This window comes from Streptomyces sp. CNT360 (genome assembly GCF_000424785.1).
The window spans coordinates 247,378-263,992 of record NZ_KE384245.1 but is presented as its reverse complement, the minus strand read 5'-3'; the positions used below and the strand labels follow the sequence as shown (position 1 = coordinate 263,992).

At 73.5% G+C, this 16,615-nt stretch carries 12 protein-coding genes and 1 tRNA gene; 5 read left to right on the top strand and 8 right to left on the bottom strand.

Annotation, left to right across the window (positions count from 1 at the left end):
• The first annotated feature begins 428 nt into the window (after positions 1-428).
• A complete protein-coding gene (locus tag H297_RS0130460; protein ID WP_027740143.1) occupies positions 429-2,144 on the top strand; it encodes an alkaline phosphatase D family protein in 1,716 nt (571 codons plus the stop codon).
• Positions 2,145-2,242: 98 nt separating this feature from the next.
• Here the strand turns inward: H297_RS0130460 and H297_RS39255 are convergent, their stop codons facing one another.
• The gene (locus tag H297_RS39255; protein ID WP_486589730.1) at positions 2,243-3,001 is read right to left on the bottom strand and encodes a superoxide dismutase family protein; all 759 of its coding nucleotides are present in this window, start codon (positions 2,999-3,001) and stop codon (positions 2,243-2,245) included.
• A 227-nt stretch (positions 3,002-3,228) separates the two neighbouring features.
• On the opposite strand from H297_RS39255, the gene H297_RS39250 reads away from it, so the two are divergent.
• Positions 3,229-4,176 carry a DedA family protein gene (locus tag H297_RS39250; protein WP_486589729.1) on the top strand — a complete coding sequence of 316 codons (948 nt, stop codon included), beginning with the start codon at positions 3,229-3,231 and terminating at the stop codon, positions 4,174-4,176.
• A gap of 110 nt (positions 4,177-4,286) precedes the next feature.
• On the opposite strand, the gene H297_RS39245 is transcribed toward H297_RS39250, so the two are convergent.
• Both H297_RS39245 and H297_RS0130440 read right to left on the bottom strand, forming a co-directional pair.
• Complete coding sequence (locus H297_RS39245; RefSeq protein WP_486589728.1) at positions 4,287-5,234, bottom strand: chitinase; 948 nt, start codon at positions 5,232-5,234, stop codon at positions 4,287-4,289.
• A 347-nt stretch (positions 5,235-5,581) separates the two neighbouring features.
• Positions 5,582-5,653, bottom strand: a tRNA-Val gene (locus H297_RS0130440).
• 177 nt (positions 5,654-5,830) lie between these two features.
• Between H297_RS0130440 and H297_RS0130435 the strand changes: the two genes are divergently transcribed.
• Together H297_RS0130435 and H297_RS39240 are read left to right on the top strand one after the other, a co-directional pair.
• The gene (locus H297_RS0130435; protein WP_486589738.1) at positions 5,831-7,087 is read left to right on the top strand and encodes a hypothetical protein; all 1,257 of its coding nucleotides are present in this window, start codon (positions 5,831-5,833) and stop codon (positions 7,085-7,087) included.
• A 202-nt stretch (positions 7,088-7,289) separates the two neighbouring features.
• A complete protein-coding gene (locus tag H297_RS39240) occupies positions 7,290-7,937 on the top strand; it encodes a DUF4383 domain-containing protein (RefSeq protein WP_078514885.1) in 648 nt (215 codons plus the stop codon).
• Positions 7,938-8,071: 134 nt separating this feature from the next.
• Here H297_RS39240 and H297_RS39235 read toward each other — a convergent pair whose 3' ends face one another.
• The 3 genes from H297_RS39235 to H297_RS0130415 all read right to left on the bottom strand — a co-directional run bounded on the left by H297_RS39235 (position 8,072) and on the right by H297_RS0130415 (position 12,932).
• The gene (locus H297_RS39235) at positions 8,072-8,953 is read right to left on the bottom strand and encodes an HAD family hydrolase (RefSeq protein ID WP_051352297.1); all 882 of its coding nucleotides are present in this window, start codon (positions 8,951-8,953) and stop codon (positions 8,072-8,074) included.
• Positions 8,950-11,655, bottom strand: a complete 2,706-nt coding sequence (locus H297_RS0130420; protein ID WP_027740141.1) for a phosphoribosyltransferase — start codon at positions 11,653-11,655, stop codon at positions 8,950-8,952. The genes H297_RS39235 and H297_RS0130420 overlap by 4 nt, the downstream gene beginning before the upstream one ends.
• A gap of 113 nt (positions 11,656-11,768) precedes the next feature.
• A complete protein-coding gene (locus H297_RS0130415) occupies positions 11,769-12,932 on the bottom strand; it encodes an HpcH/HpaI aldolase/citrate lyase family protein (RefSeq protein WP_027740140.1) in 1,164 nt (387 codons plus the stop codon).
• A gap of 263 nt (positions 12,933-13,195) precedes the next feature.
• On the opposite strand from H297_RS0130415, the gene H297_RS0130410 reads away from it, so the two are divergent.
• Complete coding sequence (locus tag H297_RS0130410) at positions 13,196-14,467, top strand: TerD family protein (protein ID WP_027740139.1); 1,272 nt, start codon at positions 13,196-13,198, stop codon at positions 14,465-14,467.
• 75 nt (positions 14,468-14,542) lie between these two features.
• Here the strand turns inward: H297_RS0130410 and H297_RS0130405 are convergent, their stop codons facing one another.
• A complete protein-coding gene (locus H297_RS0130405) occupies positions 14,543-15,301 on the bottom strand; it encodes a Tellurium resistance (RefSeq protein ID WP_051352296.1) in 759 nt (252 codons plus the stop codon).
• Between the two features lie 129 nt (positions 15,302-15,430).
• Entirely contained in the window at positions 15,431-16,585 is a 1,155-nt protein-coding gene (locus H297_RS0130400) for a DUF475 domain-containing protein (RefSeq protein WP_027740137.1), read from the bottom strand.
• Positions 16,586-16,615: the final 30 nt, after the last annotated feature.

Sequence of the window (16,615 nt, the reverse complement as noted above, 5' to 3'; positions counted from 1 at the left end):
AGCCGATGCGGAACGGGCCCGGGGCCACCCAACCCCGGGCCCACACACCGAAGGACACCAACCGGGGCAACCACAGACATGCGGCCTGAGCGGCCGGGAAGCGGCCCGACAGACGACAAACCGCGGGACACCGGCCGGGTGGCCGAGGACGAGCAGCCGACACGCGGCCCGGACCACCAAGAAGTCGCCCGGCCCCCGGGCGACGAACCGCAGGACGGTGGCCGGACGGCCGACGGAGGCGCGGCCGAAGCACGCCGAAACACGGCCCAGGCCAGCGCGGAGCGCCCGGCCGTCCGGCCGGACGGCCGGGAGTGCGCGGCTGGGAACCGGCCGGAAACTGGCCGGAGCGTTCCCTCGTTCCGTACGGTGCGGGTCAAAGGCCCGCACCGTACGGCGCCACAAGTACGAGGGACGCGAAGGAGAAGCGCATGACCGGCCTCCGACTGGGCCCACTGCTGCGCTACGTCGACCAGGACACCGCCACGGTGTGGCTGGAGACGGAGGGCCCCTGCGAGGCCGAGGTCCTCTGCGAGGGATCGACGGCGGGTGGCTCGGCCCACACCTGGCAGGTCGCCGGGCACCACTACGCACTGGTCACCGTCGTCGGCCTGGAGCCGGACAGCACGACGCCGTACCGCGTCACGCTGGACGGCGAACAGGTGTGGCCGGCGGCCGGTTCTCCGTTCCCGCCCAGCGCCATCCGCACACTGCCGCCGCCCGAGGCCGTCCCCGCGGAGACGCGGCCGTTCCAGATGGCCTTCGGCTCCTGCCGCTGGGCGGCGCGTCCCGCCGGTTCCCGGCACGACCCGGTGGGTCCCGACGCGCTGGACGCCCTGGCGCAACAGGCCGTCGCGGGCGGCCCGCTGCCCGACGTGCTGCTCCTGCTGGGCGACCAGGTCTACGCGGACGAGACCTCCGAGCGGGTCCGCGCCCGGCTCGCCGAGCGCCGCGACCTGTCGAAACCCCCGTGGGACCAGGTGGCCGACTACGAGGAGTACACCGAGCTGTACTACGAGTCCTGGCTGGACCCGGAGGTGCGCTGGCTGCTGTCCACCGTCCCCAGCTGCATGATCTTCGACGACCACGACGTGATCGACGACTGGAACACCAGCGAGGCCTGGCAGCGCGAGATACGCGGCACCGACTGGTGGCGCGAACGCATCCTGGGCGGGCTCACCTCCTACTGGGTCTACCAGCACCTGGGCAACCTCTCTCCCGCCGAACTCGCCGAGAACCCGGTCTTCGCCGCCGTACGGCGCGCCGAGGACGGGGCACCGCCGCTGCGCGAGTTCGCCGAGCAGGCCGACCGCGACCCGGCGGCCGCCCGTTGGAGCTACCGTCGCGACTTCGGCCGGATCCGGCTCCTGATGGTCGACAGCCGCGCGGGCCGCGTCCTGCCGGAGGCCGAGCGGCGCATGCTGGACGACGAGGAGATGGACTGGCTCCACGAGCAGGTGCTGGACGGCGGTCCCGGGGCCGTCGACCACCTGCTGCTGGGCACCTCGCTGCCCTGGCTGCTGCCGCCTGCCGTGCACGGCCTGGAGACGTGGAACACCACCCTGGTCTCCGGGGCGCGGGGCGCGCGCTGGGCCGGTTTCAGCGAGAAACTGCGGCAGCGGGCCGACCTGGAGCACTGGGCGGCCTTCCCGCGCTCGTTCCACGCCCTGACGGAGCTGATCCAGCGGGTGGCCGCCGACCAGGAGGCCCCCGCCTCGGTCAGCGTGCTGTCCGGGGACGTGCACCACGCCTACGTGGCCGAGCCCGAGTTCGACGACCTCAAGGTCGCCGGGGGCGGTCGGCTCTCCCGGGTGACCCAGCTGACCTGCTCCCCCATACACAACAGCATCCCCGCCGCCATGCGGTTCGGCTTCCGCTTGGGCTGGAGCCGCATCGGGCGGCAGCTCGGGCGGACGCTGCTGCGGCACGCCCGGGCCGAGGGGTACCCGTTCCGCTGGCGCCGCACCGGCGGTCCCTGGTTCGGCAACATGCTGATGACGCTGACGATGCACGGGCGGGAGGCCACCTACGTACTCGACCAGGCCCGCCCCACCACCTCGGCCCCCGACGGCACCCCGCACTCCGGTCTGGAACGGGTCTTCGGCGGCCGGCTCAGCGGAACGGAACCGGCCGCCGACAAGCGCTGACCGGCCCGGCAGGAAAAGCCTTTGAGCGGGGGCCCGGCATCCGAGCGGGGCCCCCGAATCGGCCGGGCGGAAGAAGCGGTGTCCGTTCGGCGGAGGGGTCAGCGTCCGGCGAGCGGGACCGTGAAGCAGGCGAGCCGGTCGCCGGCCTCCCCGGCGTGGCCGGGTTCGGTGCGGGTGCGCGTGTCGTGCAGCACGACCGACCTGGCCCCGCCCTCGCGGAAGGTCCAGTCGTGGTGCGAGACGGCCGTGGCGCGGCCCTGCGCATCGGTGGTGAAGTCCAACCACACCTCGTTGCGCGGGTTGGCGTACCGGGGGTCGGTGGACGGCTGCGTCGGGTCCTTCTCGTTCTGGTAGTGCGGGCCCGCCTGAGCCGGTCGGGCACCGCACGGCTCGGTGTGCACGTGCGCCCCGTAGGTGCGGTTCTTCAGCAGGCCGTCGACCTCCAGCCGCACGGTGGTCCCGTCGCCGGTGGCCCGGCGGATGACCCCGATCCCCGCTCCGGCGGGCACCTCGGCGCGGTCGTAGGTGACCGCTTCGGGGCGGAGGGAGGCGCTCGCGGGGGCGAAACGGTCGTAGCGCGCCAGGATCGACTGCCTGCGCCCGTCGCCGCCGCTCTGCTGGAGGGAGTACAGCATCCGCCCGCCCTGCACGGAATCGGGATCCTTCAGCCCCTTCGAGTCCTTCAGGTCCCCCGCCTCCCCAGCCCCGGTCGCCCCCTGCTCTGCCGACGCACCCGACTCCCTGTGCACCCCTGGCACGTCGCTCGCATTACTCGTCCCGCCCCCCACGAGCAGCACCGTCACCATGGTGACGGCGGCCGCTCCGCCCAGTCCTGCCGTACGTGCGCGTGCCCTCATCGTGCCGGCCTCCACCGCCTTTTGTTGTCCGATGGTCGGTTGGTCGGTTGTGGCGATGGTCCGATTCAGTGCATCTGTGACCAGGGGCAGTGCAAGAGTGTCGCCACGGCAACCCAGCGGCCCGGAGCGGGGGACCCGGGCGTACGCTGTACGGCGGTAAAGCGCCAGCCGACGACAGCCGGGCAGGGGAGAAACGGGGACCAGCAGTGCCGGACATCCTGGGGTCGGTGACCGGATCCCCATGGATCTACGCGGTCATCGCCGTCTCCGTACTGCTCGATGTCTTCGTCCCCGTCCTGCCCAGTGGAGTGCTCGTCATCACCGCCGCCACCGCCGCCGCGGGCACCACGGCGGCCGACGCGGCCGATCTGCCCAGCGCCGCCGCTCGGCACGCCGCCGGCAGCGGTCACCTGTTGGAAGTGTTCTTCCTGATGCTCTGCGCCGCGGGGGCCTCCGTCCTCGGTGACCTGGCCGCCTGGCGGCTGGCCTGGCGCGGCGGGGACCGCTTCGACCGGGCCCTCGCCCGCTCCCCCAAGCTCGCCTCCGCTCAGGACCGGCTCGGACGCGCCCTCGCCCGGGGCGGCGGCACCCTGGTCGTCCTGGCCCGTTTCGCGCCCGCGGGCCGCTCGGTCGTCAGCCTCTCCGCGGGCGCCGCGCACCGACGGGCCCGCGACTTCGTCCCGTGGTCCGCGCTGGCCGGGGTGGCCTGGGCCGCCTACAGCGTGGGGCTCGGGTACCTGGGCGGTCAGTGGCTGGGCACCAGTTGGCTCGGTACGGCCGTCTCGGTGCTCGCGCTGTTCCTCGCCGGAGGGTTCGCCGCCTATCTGATACGGCGCGAGCCGCATACCGCGCCGGCCGTTACCGGCCCTTCCGCCGCCGGTCCGGCCGTCACGGTCATGGGTGCCGGGGCGGCAGCAGCAGCGAGATGGAGCGTGGCGGAAACCGGTTTGCTGGCCGCGTCCGGCGTGACGCTTCCCGGACCGGCGACCTTCCCCGTGCTGCCCCTGACCCTGCCCGCCATGCGGGTCGTGCGCACCGGTACGGCGGCCGGTGGCGCGGACGCCGCCGAGGGCGCGCACGGTCCCGGTGCGCCCGGCGCCGACCGCACCACGCACGGTACGGGCACGAGCGGAAGCGCCACCCGCACTGCGCCCGCCGCCTCGGCACGCCGGTGACCCGGCGCCTTCGGTGCCCCGGCAACTTCGCTGCCCCGGTGATGTCGCCCCCACGGGCGAACCTCCCGGCGTCAGTGCCCTGTTGACATCGGCCGGACCGGCCTTCCCCGTCAACTCCGGGACGTCAACGCCCGGGTGAACTCCCATGGCCGCTGCGGCACCCCGGAGCAGCGGTCCTCGGCCGGGTAGGGCAGCTTGCCGCAGGGCCGGTCGCGGTTGACGGACCAGAAGGCGAGCCGGGCCAGCCGGTGCGTGCGGGCGTAGCGGGCGATGGCGCCGAAGTCCTCCACCGTCACCACCTCCTGGTGGCCGGTGATGCCGTTCATGGTGGAGATGCCGCTGTGGGCGGAGGCCGTGGCGGCGTCGTAGCCGTAGGCGGACCGCAGCCGCGCGGCCAGCCCCTCGGCAGCGCTCACGGTGGCGTCGGCCATGTCGACCTCGCGGGCCTGCTGCGCGGCGGCCTCGCCCTGGGGCGGCTCCCCGAACGCGAACGGCATGATCGTCCACGCCCGGGGCTCCAGCCCGGCGCGGGCCGCCTCGTCGATCAGGCGGGCGTCCGGGCCGCCCCGGTGGCTGGGCAGCGTCACCGAGACGGTGAGCCCGGGGTTGGCGGCCTCGACCCGCTGGAGCGCCGCGACGGTTCTGCCGCGGGCGGCCGCACTCTCGTAGGTGCTCGCCTCGATGTCGACGTCGACGGCGCGGAGTCCGTAGGCACTGATCACCTTCTGGTACGCACCGGCGAGGGAGGCGGCATCCGGGCAGTCCTGCTCCAGCTTGCGGCCGGCGCCGCCGCCGAAGGAGACGACGGGTTCACCGCCCGCCGCCCGCACGGCACGCACCGCCCGCTCGTCCGCTCCTCCGGTCAGCGGCCGCGTCCCGTCCCAGCGCGGTGTGCAGCCGCCCCCGCTCAGCACGAACGCGAACGTGAAACCGTCCGCCCCGGTTTGCGGCAGCAGCGTGCCCGGGTCGGGCGGATCGCCCCAACCGAGGGACAGGTAGGGGGCGACGACCGGCCGGTCCCGGACCGCCTCCCCTGCGGCCGTCCCCTCCTGCGGCACGCTCGCACCCGACGCCGCCAGGCCCAGCAACGGCACCCCAACCGCTCGCACCACCCACCCCGCACGTGTAGCCCCTCCTGCACACACCACCCGTGCCGCCCGCGCCGCACCACGGCGGCACCGAGCCCCTACGGACGTTCCGCCTCCGCTCATACCGGGCATCCCTGCCCCCACCCCCCGCCGCACGCCCACCCTGCCCGGCCGTTCCCACCATCTGATGACCGCGACCGGACTGATCTGACCCCGGCTCCCTGTTCGGCTCCCGGGTGACTCAGGTACAAAGCAAGGAGCCCCCGCCGGCACGGCGGGGGCTCCCGAAGCTGCTGATCAGAGCTTCGAAAAGGGGGTGGGCACAACTGGGATCGAACCAGTGACATCCTGCTTGTAAGGCAGGCGCTCTACCGCTGAGCTATGCGCCCCGTAGTGATGGGACGACAGCGTACCTTGCCGGGCGGCGGGCAGCGCAAACACGGGGTGAGCGGGGGCAGACGGTCGGGTGTGGACGTATCGGCTCGTGTGTTCGTCGAGCTCGGGTGGGAGAATGACAGTCGGTCGATGAGCGGCAGGCACACACGGGGAGCGGTTGCGTGGCGGCGATGAACGGCGGCGGCGTCCGCCGCTGGGGCTGGGGCAGTGGCCGGGCCGAGCAGTCGCGGGCCGACGCGCAGACGGCGAAGGACGCCGCGGCCGCCGCGTTCTACGAGCTGGACACCGCCCAGCGTGACCTGCGCATCTCCATCGAGACGATCACCGCCGTCGACGCCTCGCCCGCCGGGCGGAAGGCGGCGGCCGACTTCGCCGAGTTCGGCAGGCGCATCGACAGCGTCAGCCACGACTACATCACCACCGTCGACGCCCACGACCTGGACCGCGACGACCTCGACGCCTCCGCCGCCGCACGGGCCCGCGCCGAGCTGGACCGCGCCCGCCACGAGCTGGAGCGGATGAAGGGGGAGCTCGACCGGTTCGCACAGGGCCTCGGGTCGCTGCTAAGCCGCGCCGAGACCCAGCTCGCCCGGCTGGCGCCCGCGGTGGAGCGGGCCCGTCAGGCGCTGCTGGGCGCCAGCAACGCGCTGGATGCGGCGCGGTCCCAGGGACTGAAGGCGGACGACATGGCGGCCCGGCTGGCGGCGCTCTCCCCCGAGCTGACCAAGCTCAACGAGGGAGCGGGCACCCACGGCGTCCAGGAGACGCTGCAGCGCGCGGACCGTGTCGTGCGGGAGGCCGCGGCCCTCGCCGCCGAGGCGGAGGGACTGCCGCAGAAAGCCGCCGACATCGACAAGCGGCTCGCCTCGCTGCGTACCCGTACCGAGGCGCTGCAGACCCGTGCGGGGCAGGTGGAGCCGGTCCTCAGCGAGCTGCGGCGCCGCTTCAGCGCCGCCTGCTGGCAGGACCTGCAGAACGTACCGCAGCAGGCCGAGCACTCGGCGCGGCAGGCGACCGAGAAGCTGCGCGAGGCGCGGCAGGCGCGTGAGGAGCAGCGCTGGCCGGACGCGACGGCGCTGCTGTCGACGGTGCGGGCCCTGCTGAACACCACGGACGAGGCGGTCAAGGCCGCCGGTGAGCGGCTGCGGCGGCTCAACGAGGTCTCCTTCGACCACAGCGAGGAGGTCGAACGGACCCGCTTCGCCATCCGCGACGCGCAGCGCCTGGCCATGTCCGGACGCAGCACTCCGGACCCCCGGCACGCCCAGCCGCTGGACAACGCGGTGGAGCGGGTGGACCGTGCGGTGGCGTCGCTGACCGGCCGGCATCCCGACTACTGGCACCTGCTGACCGAGCTGGACGCCGTACGGGAAACGGTGCAGCAGGTGGTGGAGCAGATCCGCCAGGAGCGGGCCGCCGGAAGCTGAACCGGGCCCCGGCGACTCCGGCGGGCTGCGGTCCCGTCACTCCGTGTGGTGTTGAGCCGATGTCGTGGCGGAGAGATGCTGGAGGGTGAGAGTTCCAGCGCCTCCAGTCGTTCCCGAGGAGGCCCCCGTGGCCGCTTCACCTGCCCGTACCGGCCGACGACTGCCCCGGCTTCCGCTCAGGCGGCGCATCCTGGACGAACACATGCCGGTCCACCACAGACTCAGCCGCGTCTACCGGGCGGGGGCGGGTCTGGTGGGGGGCATCCTGACCGTCTTCGGCATTCTGGGGCTCACCGACAACATCGGCTTCTTCGACACCGGCGGCGCCGAGGTGGGCGGCCTCAACACCAACGGTGCGCTCAGCGTGCTGTCGATCCTGGTCGGAGTGCTGCTGCTCATCGGCATGGTGCGGGGCGGCAACTTCGCCTCCAGCCTCAACATCGCTCTGGGGGCGCTGTTCGTCCTCAGCGGCTTCGTCAACCTGGCGGTGCTGGAGACCGACCTGAACTTCCTGGCCTTCGCGCTGCCGAACGTGCTCTTCAGTTTCGTCGTCGGGCTGCTGCTCCTCGTCTTCGGCATGTACGGGCGGGTGGGCAGCGCCCTGCCCCACGACAATCCGTACTGGCAGCAGCGCCACCCCGACCAGGTCGAACGCGTCCAGCGCGCCCAGGACGTACGCGAGCAGCGGGTGCAGGCGCGGGCGCGCGGCGCGGAGCTGCGCCGCCGGGCCTCGCTCTACGGGGGCCGCGAGCCGGGCGAACCGGGCCCGGACGCCGAGGCCGAGGCTGCCTCAGGCGCGCAGCAGGCGGCGGCGGACGAGCGGGGACGAGGGCGCGGCGAGAACAGGTGACCGTGCCGGGGACTGCGAGCTGAGGGCCAGAGCCGGGCGGGAGAGGGCAGGCCGCGCGTGGCCGGGCGGGACGGGAACGACGGTCACCGGCCTGGTGACCGTCGCGAGGCCGGTGGTACGCGAGAGGCGGGCGGTCACGCGCCGGTTGCCGCCCCGTGGACGGGTGCCGGGGCGGGGGCGGCTGCCGCAGTCGGGTGCGCGGCGGTGAGTTCCCGCAGGATGCGCTCCCCCGCCAGGACCCCGCGTTCCGGCAGCACCCGCACGTGGGGAAGCCGCCAGCCGGTGTCGGCGAGCTCGCCGTGCGCGGGCCGCCAGGCCAGGTCGGCGGCGCGGAGGAGGTCCGCGTCCAGGAGGGAGTCACCGGCGGCGTGCAGCCGGTCGGTGCCCGCCCGCCGGGCGACCTCGGCGACAGCGGCGCTCTTGGTCAGCGGGTGCGGCACCGCGTAGATCTTGCGGCCCTGGAGGGAGACGCCCCAGCCCCGGGGGGCGGCCCAGTCGGCCAGTTCCTCGACCCAGGTGTCGGGCAGCAGGGCGCGCTCGACGACGAGGTAGGCGAACAGACCGTCGGCGACGCGCTCCTTGAGCAGCCATGCTGGCCGTGCCTGGCGCAGCATGTGCTCGCGGACCTCGGCGAGGGGGGCGCACCCGGCCAGCCGTCCGCGCACCTGCCGGCGCCAGTCGGGGTCGCTCTCCCCGTCGACGAGGAGGTGGCCGCCGTTGGAGCACACGGCGAATCGGGGCGGCGGACCGGGCAGCCGGACGCGACGGTACTGCTCGGGCGTACGCGTGGTGGCCGGGGCGAAGACCGTGCGGGCGGTCAGCGCGCCCAGCAGGCCGGCCGCCGCCTCCGTCATGAAGGAGAGCGGCTTGTGCTCGTAGGTCTCGACACACAGCAGCCGGGGCGCCTGCGCGTCGGGCATGGTCAGGTCGAGGGCGGCGACCGAGTAGATCAGGGTGCGGTCCAGGTCGGCGGCGACCAGGACGTCCCCGGCGGGGTCGTGGGGGTGGGACGTCACCGGGCGGCCTTTCCGTCGGCACCGGTGGCGCCGCGCGTGTAGCGGGGGTGGATGAGACCGACGCAGGTGTAGGGCAGGTCGTCGGTCTCCTCGACGGGGACCCCGCGCTGCTCGGCAAGCAGCCGCACGTGGTCGAGGTCGGTACCGGCTCCGCGGCGGGCCAGGATCCGCCAGGGGACGCGGCGCAGCAGGACGCGGGTCGTCTCGCCGACGCCCGGCTTGATCAGGTTGACGTCACCGATGCCGTACGCCTCGCTGATGCGTTCGACGGCTCGCCAGCCCGCCCAGGTGGGGGCACGGTCGGCGCTGTCGGCCAGACCCGCGGCGTCCTGCAGGGCGGCGGCGCGGACGGCGGGGAACCGCTCGGCGACCGTGTCCACGAACAGCCGCGAGAGGTCGGCGGCGGCCAGTTCGCGGTAGAACTTGGCGCCGTGGAAGTCGTGCGGACCCACCAGGTCGGCGCGGAGCACGGTGCGGGATATCAGCCCCGAGACGGTCGAGTTGAGGCAGGCGGAGGGGATCAGGAAGTCCTCGCGCGTGCCGTAGGTGCGCACGCAGGAGCCGGGGTCGGCGAGGACGGCGAGCCCGGGATCGAACTGCGGGTGCGGGGCGAGCGCCTCCGCCAGCTCGCGGGTGATGGCGCCCTTCCCGGTCCAGCCGTCCACGAACACGACCTCGGCAGGATCGTGATGCGCGGCCAGGTGGGCGAGCGCGCCCACGTCGATGCCACGGCCACGCACGATGGAGACGGCGTAGTGCGGCAGATCAAGGCCGTGCACCTGACGGGCCCACCGGCGCATCAGCACCCCGACGGGCGTGCCCGCACGGGCCAGCGAGACCAGCACCGGGCGCGGGCCCCGCTCGGCGAGCACCGTCTCGGTGACGGTGCCGACGGCACGGGCGAGCCGCTCGGCGGAGGTCTCCAGCGCGCTGTGGAAGAGCTGCTGGTAGGCCGCGGAGGGCTGGTACTCGACGGGCAGCGACTCCGCGTAGTGGGCGCCGCCCGCCTGGATGGCCTCCTCGCGCTCCTCGGTGGGCGCTTCCAACGCCACGTCGGAGAGGTCCTGCAACAGCCAGGCGACATCCCCGGAGGCGTAGGAGGAGAAGGCCGGGCCGTGCAGGGGAGCGGGCGGCTGCGGCGGGGTCGGGGACGGCGTGTGGGCCGGGACCACCGCCAGCAGCACGGTCGGCACGCATCGGACGAGCTGGTCGAGCAGGCCGCCGGGCGCGTGCAGCGCCGGGGTGTCGCCCTCGCTGTCGACGACGGCGACGACCGCGTCGAAGCCCTGCCCCGCGACGTTGTAGGCGTACCGCTCCTCGCCGCTCTCCCGTCGGCCGCGCGGCCGGGGCACGCCGGGACGGTCCGCATGCTCGGGCGCCTCGGACCGGTTGCCGCGCTCGGGCGCCTCGGAGTGGTGCTCGTGCCCGGGGGCGTCGGGGTGGGAGGGCCGGGAGGACTGGGGTAGGTCGTGGGCGGGGAAGCGCAGGGCGGTGCGGATCGCGTAGCCCGGGTCGTCGAGCGCAAGGACCGGCGAGCGGGTCGTGGTGGAGAAGCGGATCTCGGCACGGGCGCCCGGCCCGTCCGCGGTCCGCTCGGCTGACTCGCCCGGCCGGGTGCGCTCCTCCAGCGCGCACGCGAGGAGCAGCGGGGCGTACATCAACTCCTCCGTGCCGAGAACGAGGACGCGGGCCACCGGTGCCGATGACGACTCCTCGGGCAGGCCCAGCGCCGACAGCACGCGGTCGGCCATCGCGGGCAGCGCGGCGTGCAGGCGGACCTGTTCGCGCGGTCCGAAGCCGTGCCGGCCGCCGTCCGGCAGCCCCTCCGGCCAGCCGAGCTCCACACGGCGTACGGCACCGGAAGCGACGGACGCACCGGTGCTCGGGCGGGTTCCGGTGCCTGTGCCGGTACGGGTGTCCGTACCGGTGTCGGCGCCCGCCCCTGTGCTCACGTCGGCATCCGGGCGGCGGGCCCCCTGGACGCCGGGCGCCGGGGTGGCCGAGTAACCGTTCCCGTGCGCCTCGACCAGGGCGCGGCCTCGCTCCAGTACGTCTGCGGGGAGGGCGACCCGGCCCGCGGCGAGGGACACCACGTCGATGCGGGCGCCCAGCTCGGCGGCGAACTTCTCCAGTGCGGCCACGTCCGCCGCGCCCCGGGTGTCCACCAGGGCGGCGACCACGTACCGCTCGCGGGGCGCCGCGGCGTGGAGTGCCGCGAGGGTGTTGCGCACCGTACGGCCGGTGGACAGCTCGTCGTCGACCAGGACCAGGGGCCCGCCGGTGCGCAACTGCTGCGGGTCCGCGGGGAGCAGCAGGTGGGAGGTGGCGTGGCTGTGCTCCTCCTCGAAGCCGCCGAACCGCCGGACGCCCGGGACGGGCCGCCGGGTGGAGTGCAGGGCGGGGAGGCGGCTGCCCATGGCGTGGGCGACGGTCAGACCCAGCCCGGTGGCTGTCTCCGCGAAGCCCAGGACGGCGGAGCGGGCGGCGGCGTCGGCGCCGAGCAGCTCGCGCACCCGTGCGCCCAACGTGCGGCCCGCGCCCAGGACCACCGTGGGGCGCTGCGGGACGTGTTTGCCCAGGACCGTGGAGACCAGCAGGTGTGCCCGTTTCGGGTTGCGCCGCAGGGCGAGGCCCAGCAGCTCGTGCAGGCCCGCGTCCAGGTGCACGCCGAGCCGCTCGGTCACCCAGGCGCCGGGCCACACGGCGGAGTCGGGGCCGCCGTGCGCCTCCGCGCGGTGCCGACTGTCACCGTCGTTCCGGCCGAGGCCGCCGTCGCCGCGTACACGCTCGATGCCCGGCCCCGGTGCGTTTCCGTTCACTTGACTCCCGCCGCCAGCAGTTCGACGAAGCTCACGCCCTCGCGCGCCACCCCGAAGACCTCGCCGCGCAGCAGCGTGCGCTCGGCCCAGGCGCGGTGCGGTTTCACCTCGTTCATCTTGTTCGTGTAGGCGGAGCGCAGGACTCCGCCGCCGCCGCGCTCGGGGCGCAGCACATCGGTCGCGTCGCAGAACTCCTCGTGGCTGACGACCGAGAGCGCGTGCACGGCAGCCACGTGCGAGGGGTGGATACAGGTCTTGCCCAGCAGGCCGTTGGCGCGGTCGAGGGCGATCTCCCGCAGCAGGCCGTCCATGTCGTGCTCGATCAGTGCGGTGCGTATCTCCTCGGCGCGACCGCTGCGGAACGGGCTCTGCCGCAACTGTGGCTTGAACATTCTCTCCTGCGGCCGGAAATACTCCCACACGGGCCCGGTGACGATGAACCCGGTGCCGTCGGCCCTGCCCAGCACGTTCACCACGTCCCCGATGACGGAAGCGACGATCTGCACGTCGTAGGCGGTCATGTCGGGCGTCCGGCGCAGCCCGTACGCCGAGCAGAAGTCGGTGACGCCCAGCCGCAGCGCCAGGACCCGCTCCCGGTACTTGCCGAGGGTGCGGGCGATGCCTGCCAGGGCCTCGGGGCGCGACTCCCGGTGGAGCAACTCCGGCGACTCCAGGACCGGCATCGCGAACAGCCGCTGCCCGCTGTCGGCTTCGGCCTCGGCGAGCGCCTCCAGGAAGGGCACGGAACGGTCCTCGGTGAACTTGGGCAGCACGAACCCCGACAGCAGCCGCACCGCCGGGCCCAGCCTGTGCACGAGCGACGTGATCTGACCGGCCGCGCGCACCCTGACGAACAGTAGCGGAAGCTCCCCGTCCGCTTCCGCCGCCAGCGCCCCGAGCTGGCACACGAGGTTGTCCTCCGCCGCGGAGACCTCACTGTCCGCGATCGAGTCCTCCAGGCACAGCACCATCGACACCACGCCGCGGGCCGCCTGCTTGCGGACGTCCTCGGCCAGCGTGGGCCGGGTGGCGGGGCTGTAGAGGGTGGCGCCGAGCGCGACGGCCAACACGTTCGCCGGGGCCTGGGCCGTGAACTCGGCCGGCGGGCGGTGGAAGAGCGCGCCGAGGCGCTCAGGCGTCAGATGCCAAAAGTGCCGCATGGAAGTCCCCGTCTCGCCGATTCGCGTGCCGCGCGAGCGCCACCGTCGGCCGGTGCGGTCCTCCCGCAGGGCCGTCGCGGTGGCCGCGCGGCTGCTCATCGTACGTACGAGGGCCGGTCAGAAGTTCCCCGCGCCGGCTTTCCTGCGGGGGCTCCGCGCCGGGTACACACCCGGTTCGCACCGTGTACACGTACGGGTCACCCTGCACCTCCGGTGCCCGTCCCGCGTTGTCGATGCCGTCCGTCCGGGGGCAGGATGAAGACATGACCCACGCCATGACGAAGGGATCGAACATCCGGCTGGAGACCACGGCTGTGCGCGCCGTGCTCTGCTGGACACCAGGTACAGGTGTGCCCGACGTCGACGCCTCGGCGTTGCTGCTGGGCCCCGACGGCCGCGTGAGAACCGACGACGACTTCGTCTTCTACAACCAGCCCCGGCACCCCTCAGGGGTGGTGCGCCATCTGGCCAAGAAGCGCGAGCCGGAGGGGCTGCGGGACACCGTCGAGGCGGATCTGTCGGCGCTGGACGGCTCCGTCGAGCGCGTACTGCTGGCCGCCTCGGCCGACAGCGGCACCTTCGCCGACGTCCGCGAGCTGCGGCTGCTGCTGCACGACGCGGGCTCGGGCGCCAGCACCGGCACAGCCGCGGGTGCGGGCGCGGACGCCGGCACGGACGGCGCGGGAGGGGGCGCAGGGCTGCTGGCGCGCTTCGACATCGAGCCGGAGACCGGCGCGGAGACCGCCATGGTCTGCGGCGAGCTGTACCGGCGGGGCGACGAATGGAAGTTCCGCGCCCTCGGCCAGGGCTACGACACCGGGCTGGTCGGCCTCGCCACCGAGTTCGGCATCTCCGTCGACGAGGCGGAGGGCGGCGCACAGGCGACCGGGAGCCGCGCCGCGTCCGGCGCGTCCCAGGGGGCGCGCCCGGACCCGGACGCGACGACGGTCGCCCATGTGCCGGCGCCCGACACCACCGGATCGGACGACTTCCCTCTGCGGCCACCGTCCGGGACGGTCCCGCAGCCGCCGCCCGAGCCGCACCCGGAGCCCTCGCCGCACCCGGTGCCGCCCGAGCCGCAGCCGGAGCCGGGACCCCCGCCGGAGCCCGGCCCGCCGCCCGGACCGCCCGGCCCCGGTCCGCGTCCCGATCCGGTGCCGCCCGGTCCGCCCCCGGGGCCCACACCGGGTCCGGGGCCCGCGCCCGGGCCCGAACCCGCCCCGCCGCCCCAGCCCACCCCGCAGCCGGACCCGGCGGGGGTGGCGGCGGCCGCCGCCACGGTGCCCGCACCGCCCCGGGGCGCGCCCCTGTCCGGCCCGTACGGCGCGGGCCCCCAAGGGGTCGGCCCGCAGGGCCCCGTCGGGCTACCGGTGCCGCCGGCCCACCAGCCCGGCTACGGCTACCCCCAGCCGCCCCAGCACCCCCCGACGACCCAGCCCGCGTACGGATACCCGCAGCCCACCTACGGCTATCCGCAGCCCGACCCGGCGTTCGCCCTGCCGCCGCAGGGGCCGCAGTTCCTCAGCCAGCGCTGACACACCGCGTGGGCCCCGGCCGGTGCGTACCGGCCGGGGCCCACGCGGTGAAACTGCCGCTGCCGGGTACCCGTCTCAGACCTGCTGCGTCTTGTAGCCCCGGCCCCACTGCAGGCCCCAGCCGTAGAGCCGGTCGAGCTCAGCCTGGAAGCCGTACACGTAGCGCACTTCGCGGCGCACCTTCAGCTCCCCCTTGACGTTCTCCATGAGCAGCACCGCGCACGAACGCGCCTGCGGCGCCCGCTCGTCCAGGCCCACCTCGACGCGGGGCCCGTTGCTGGGGAAGATCGAGACGATGGCGTGCGTACGGTCGAACGCAGGGGTGCCGTCGTAGATGTAGACGAAGAACAGCAGCCGCTTGAGCTCGTTCTTGTGGTCGAGGTTGACGTAGATGGTCTCCCCCGACGGGGAGCCGAACCGGTCGTCACCGGTGAGCTTGACGTAGGGCGGCGCGTTCCAGTCGCCCAGGAAGTTGCCGAGCGGCTGGACGACGCCCTTGCTGCCGTCCACCAGTTCGTACATGCATGCCAGGTCCAGGTCGACATTGACGACCCCCTGGGTGTGGGCCTGCACCACGTCCGGCTTGAGGGCCCGCAGCGGGTGCCGCAGCGAGGCCGCAGGGCGCACGCGCCCGTCCAGGTCCGAACTGCGCATCCGCCACGACAGGTTGACCCGCATGCTGCCCGTGTCGGCGCCCTGTTTCGTCAGCGACAGCTCGGAGTGCCGCTTGGTCAGCTCGACCGCGTACGTCGAAGGACCGCCGACCGTGTCGAACTTCGGTCCCCGCCGGGACATGCCCACGCCACGCCGCCAGTTCTCCCACAGGGAGACCATCCCGCACCCCCACTCATGCTCTACGCCACTGACCGCCGCGGGGCGGCTCCGGGGTCGCCGCGGTACCCGTGTGGGATTCCGCGTGCCGCGAAGCCGCCCCGCTGGGAGCGTTCCTCGTTCTTCAGGCGGTCACACGCGAGAGGTGACCTCGGATTGTTCGCTCTCGTCCCCCTCGCCGTCTTCTCCCCCCTCAGCCGCCAGAGCGCGGTTGCGACGCACCGAGGACCAGAAGGACAAGGCGATCAGTACGACACCGATCAGGCCGGTCACCACCTCGTTGATCTGGAACTTGACGGTGACCAGCAGGATGATCGACAGGGCGCCGATGGCGTAGTGGGCGCCGTGCTCCAGGTAGACGTAGTCGTCCAGCGTGCCCTGGCGCACCAGGTAGACGGTGAGCGACCGCACGTACATCGCGCCGATGCCCAGGCCGAGAGCCATCCAGAAGATGTGGTTGGTGATCGCGAAGGCGCCGATGACGCCGTCGAAGGAGAACGACGCGTCCAGTACCTCCAGGTAGAGGAACATGAAGAACGCGGCCTTGCCCGCCAGGCCCACGGCCGAGGGCTGCTTGCCCGCGCGCTTGGCGGCCTCCTCTTCCTCCTGCTCGCGCTCCTCCTCCTCTTCGAGCTTGTCCTCGAAGTGTCCGGACAGGCCGCCGACGATCAGATAGGTGATCAGGCCCGCGATGCCGGAGAGCAGGACGGTGCCGGACTTGTCGGCGTGCGCGCCGCCGTGCTGGTGGGCTGCTGTGGCCAAGGTGGTGGCCGTGACCAGCAGCGCGATCAGAGCGACGCAGATGGACAGTCCGTCGATCTTGCCGAGCCGCGAGAGGGGGCGCTCCAGCCAGCCCACCCACTTGTGCTCGCGCTCGTCGAAGATGAAGTCGAGGAAGATCATCAGCAGGAACATCCCGCCGAACGCGGCGATGGCCGGATGCGCGTCCGTGACCAACTGCTCGTAGCGGTCCGGGTTGTCCAACGCGACCTGCACGGCTTCGATCGGCCCGACTTTGGCGCTGATGGCGACAATGATGACCGGGAAGACCAACCGCATGCCGAATACCGCGATCAGAACGCCGACAGTGAGGAAGATCTTCTGCCAGAAGGCATTCATCTTCTTCAGCACGCCGGCGTTGACGACCGCATTGTCGAACGACAACGAGATCTCCAGGATGGACAGGATCGCCACGAGGGCGAACGCCTCCCACCCCCAGAAGAACGCCGCTGCGGCAAGCCCGACGACGGTTACGCCGAAGGACCAGCCAAAGGTTTTCAGGAGCACTGGCTTCCCAATCCGGTATCCGGTCTACAT

What these genes read in the sequence shown, in the direction of transcription:
- H297_RS0130435 (WP_486589738.1), top strand. Translation starts at nt 5,831, where the DNA reads ATGAACGGCGGCGGCGTCCGCCGCTGGGGCTGGGGCAGTGGCCGGGCC.
- H297_RS0130460 (WP_027740143.1), top strand. Translation starts at nt 429, where the DNA reads ATGACCGGCCTCCGACTGGGCCCACTGCTGCGCTACGTCGACCAGGAC.
- H297_RS0130410 (WP_027740139.1), top strand. Translation starts at nt 13,196, where the DNA reads ATGACCCACGCCATGACGAAGGGATCGAACATCCGGCTGGAGACCACG.
- H297_RS0130415 (WP_027740140.1), bottom strand. Translation starts at nt 12,932, where the DNA reads ATGCGGCACTTTTGGCATCTGACGCCTGAGCGCCTCGGCGCGCTCTTC.
- H297_RS0130405 (WP_051352296.1), bottom strand. Translation starts at nt 15,301, where the DNA reads ATGGTCTCCCTGTGGGAGAACTGGCGGCGTGGCGTGGGCATGTCCCGG.
- H297_RS39255 (WP_486589730.1), bottom strand. Translation starts at nt 3,001, where the DNA reads ATGAGGGCACGCGCACGTACGGCAGGACTGGGCGGAGCGGCCGCCGTC.
- H297_RS39240 (WP_078514885.1), top strand. Translation starts at nt 7,290, where the DNA reads ATGCCGGTCCACCACAGACTCAGCCGCGTCTACCGGGCGGGGGCGGGT.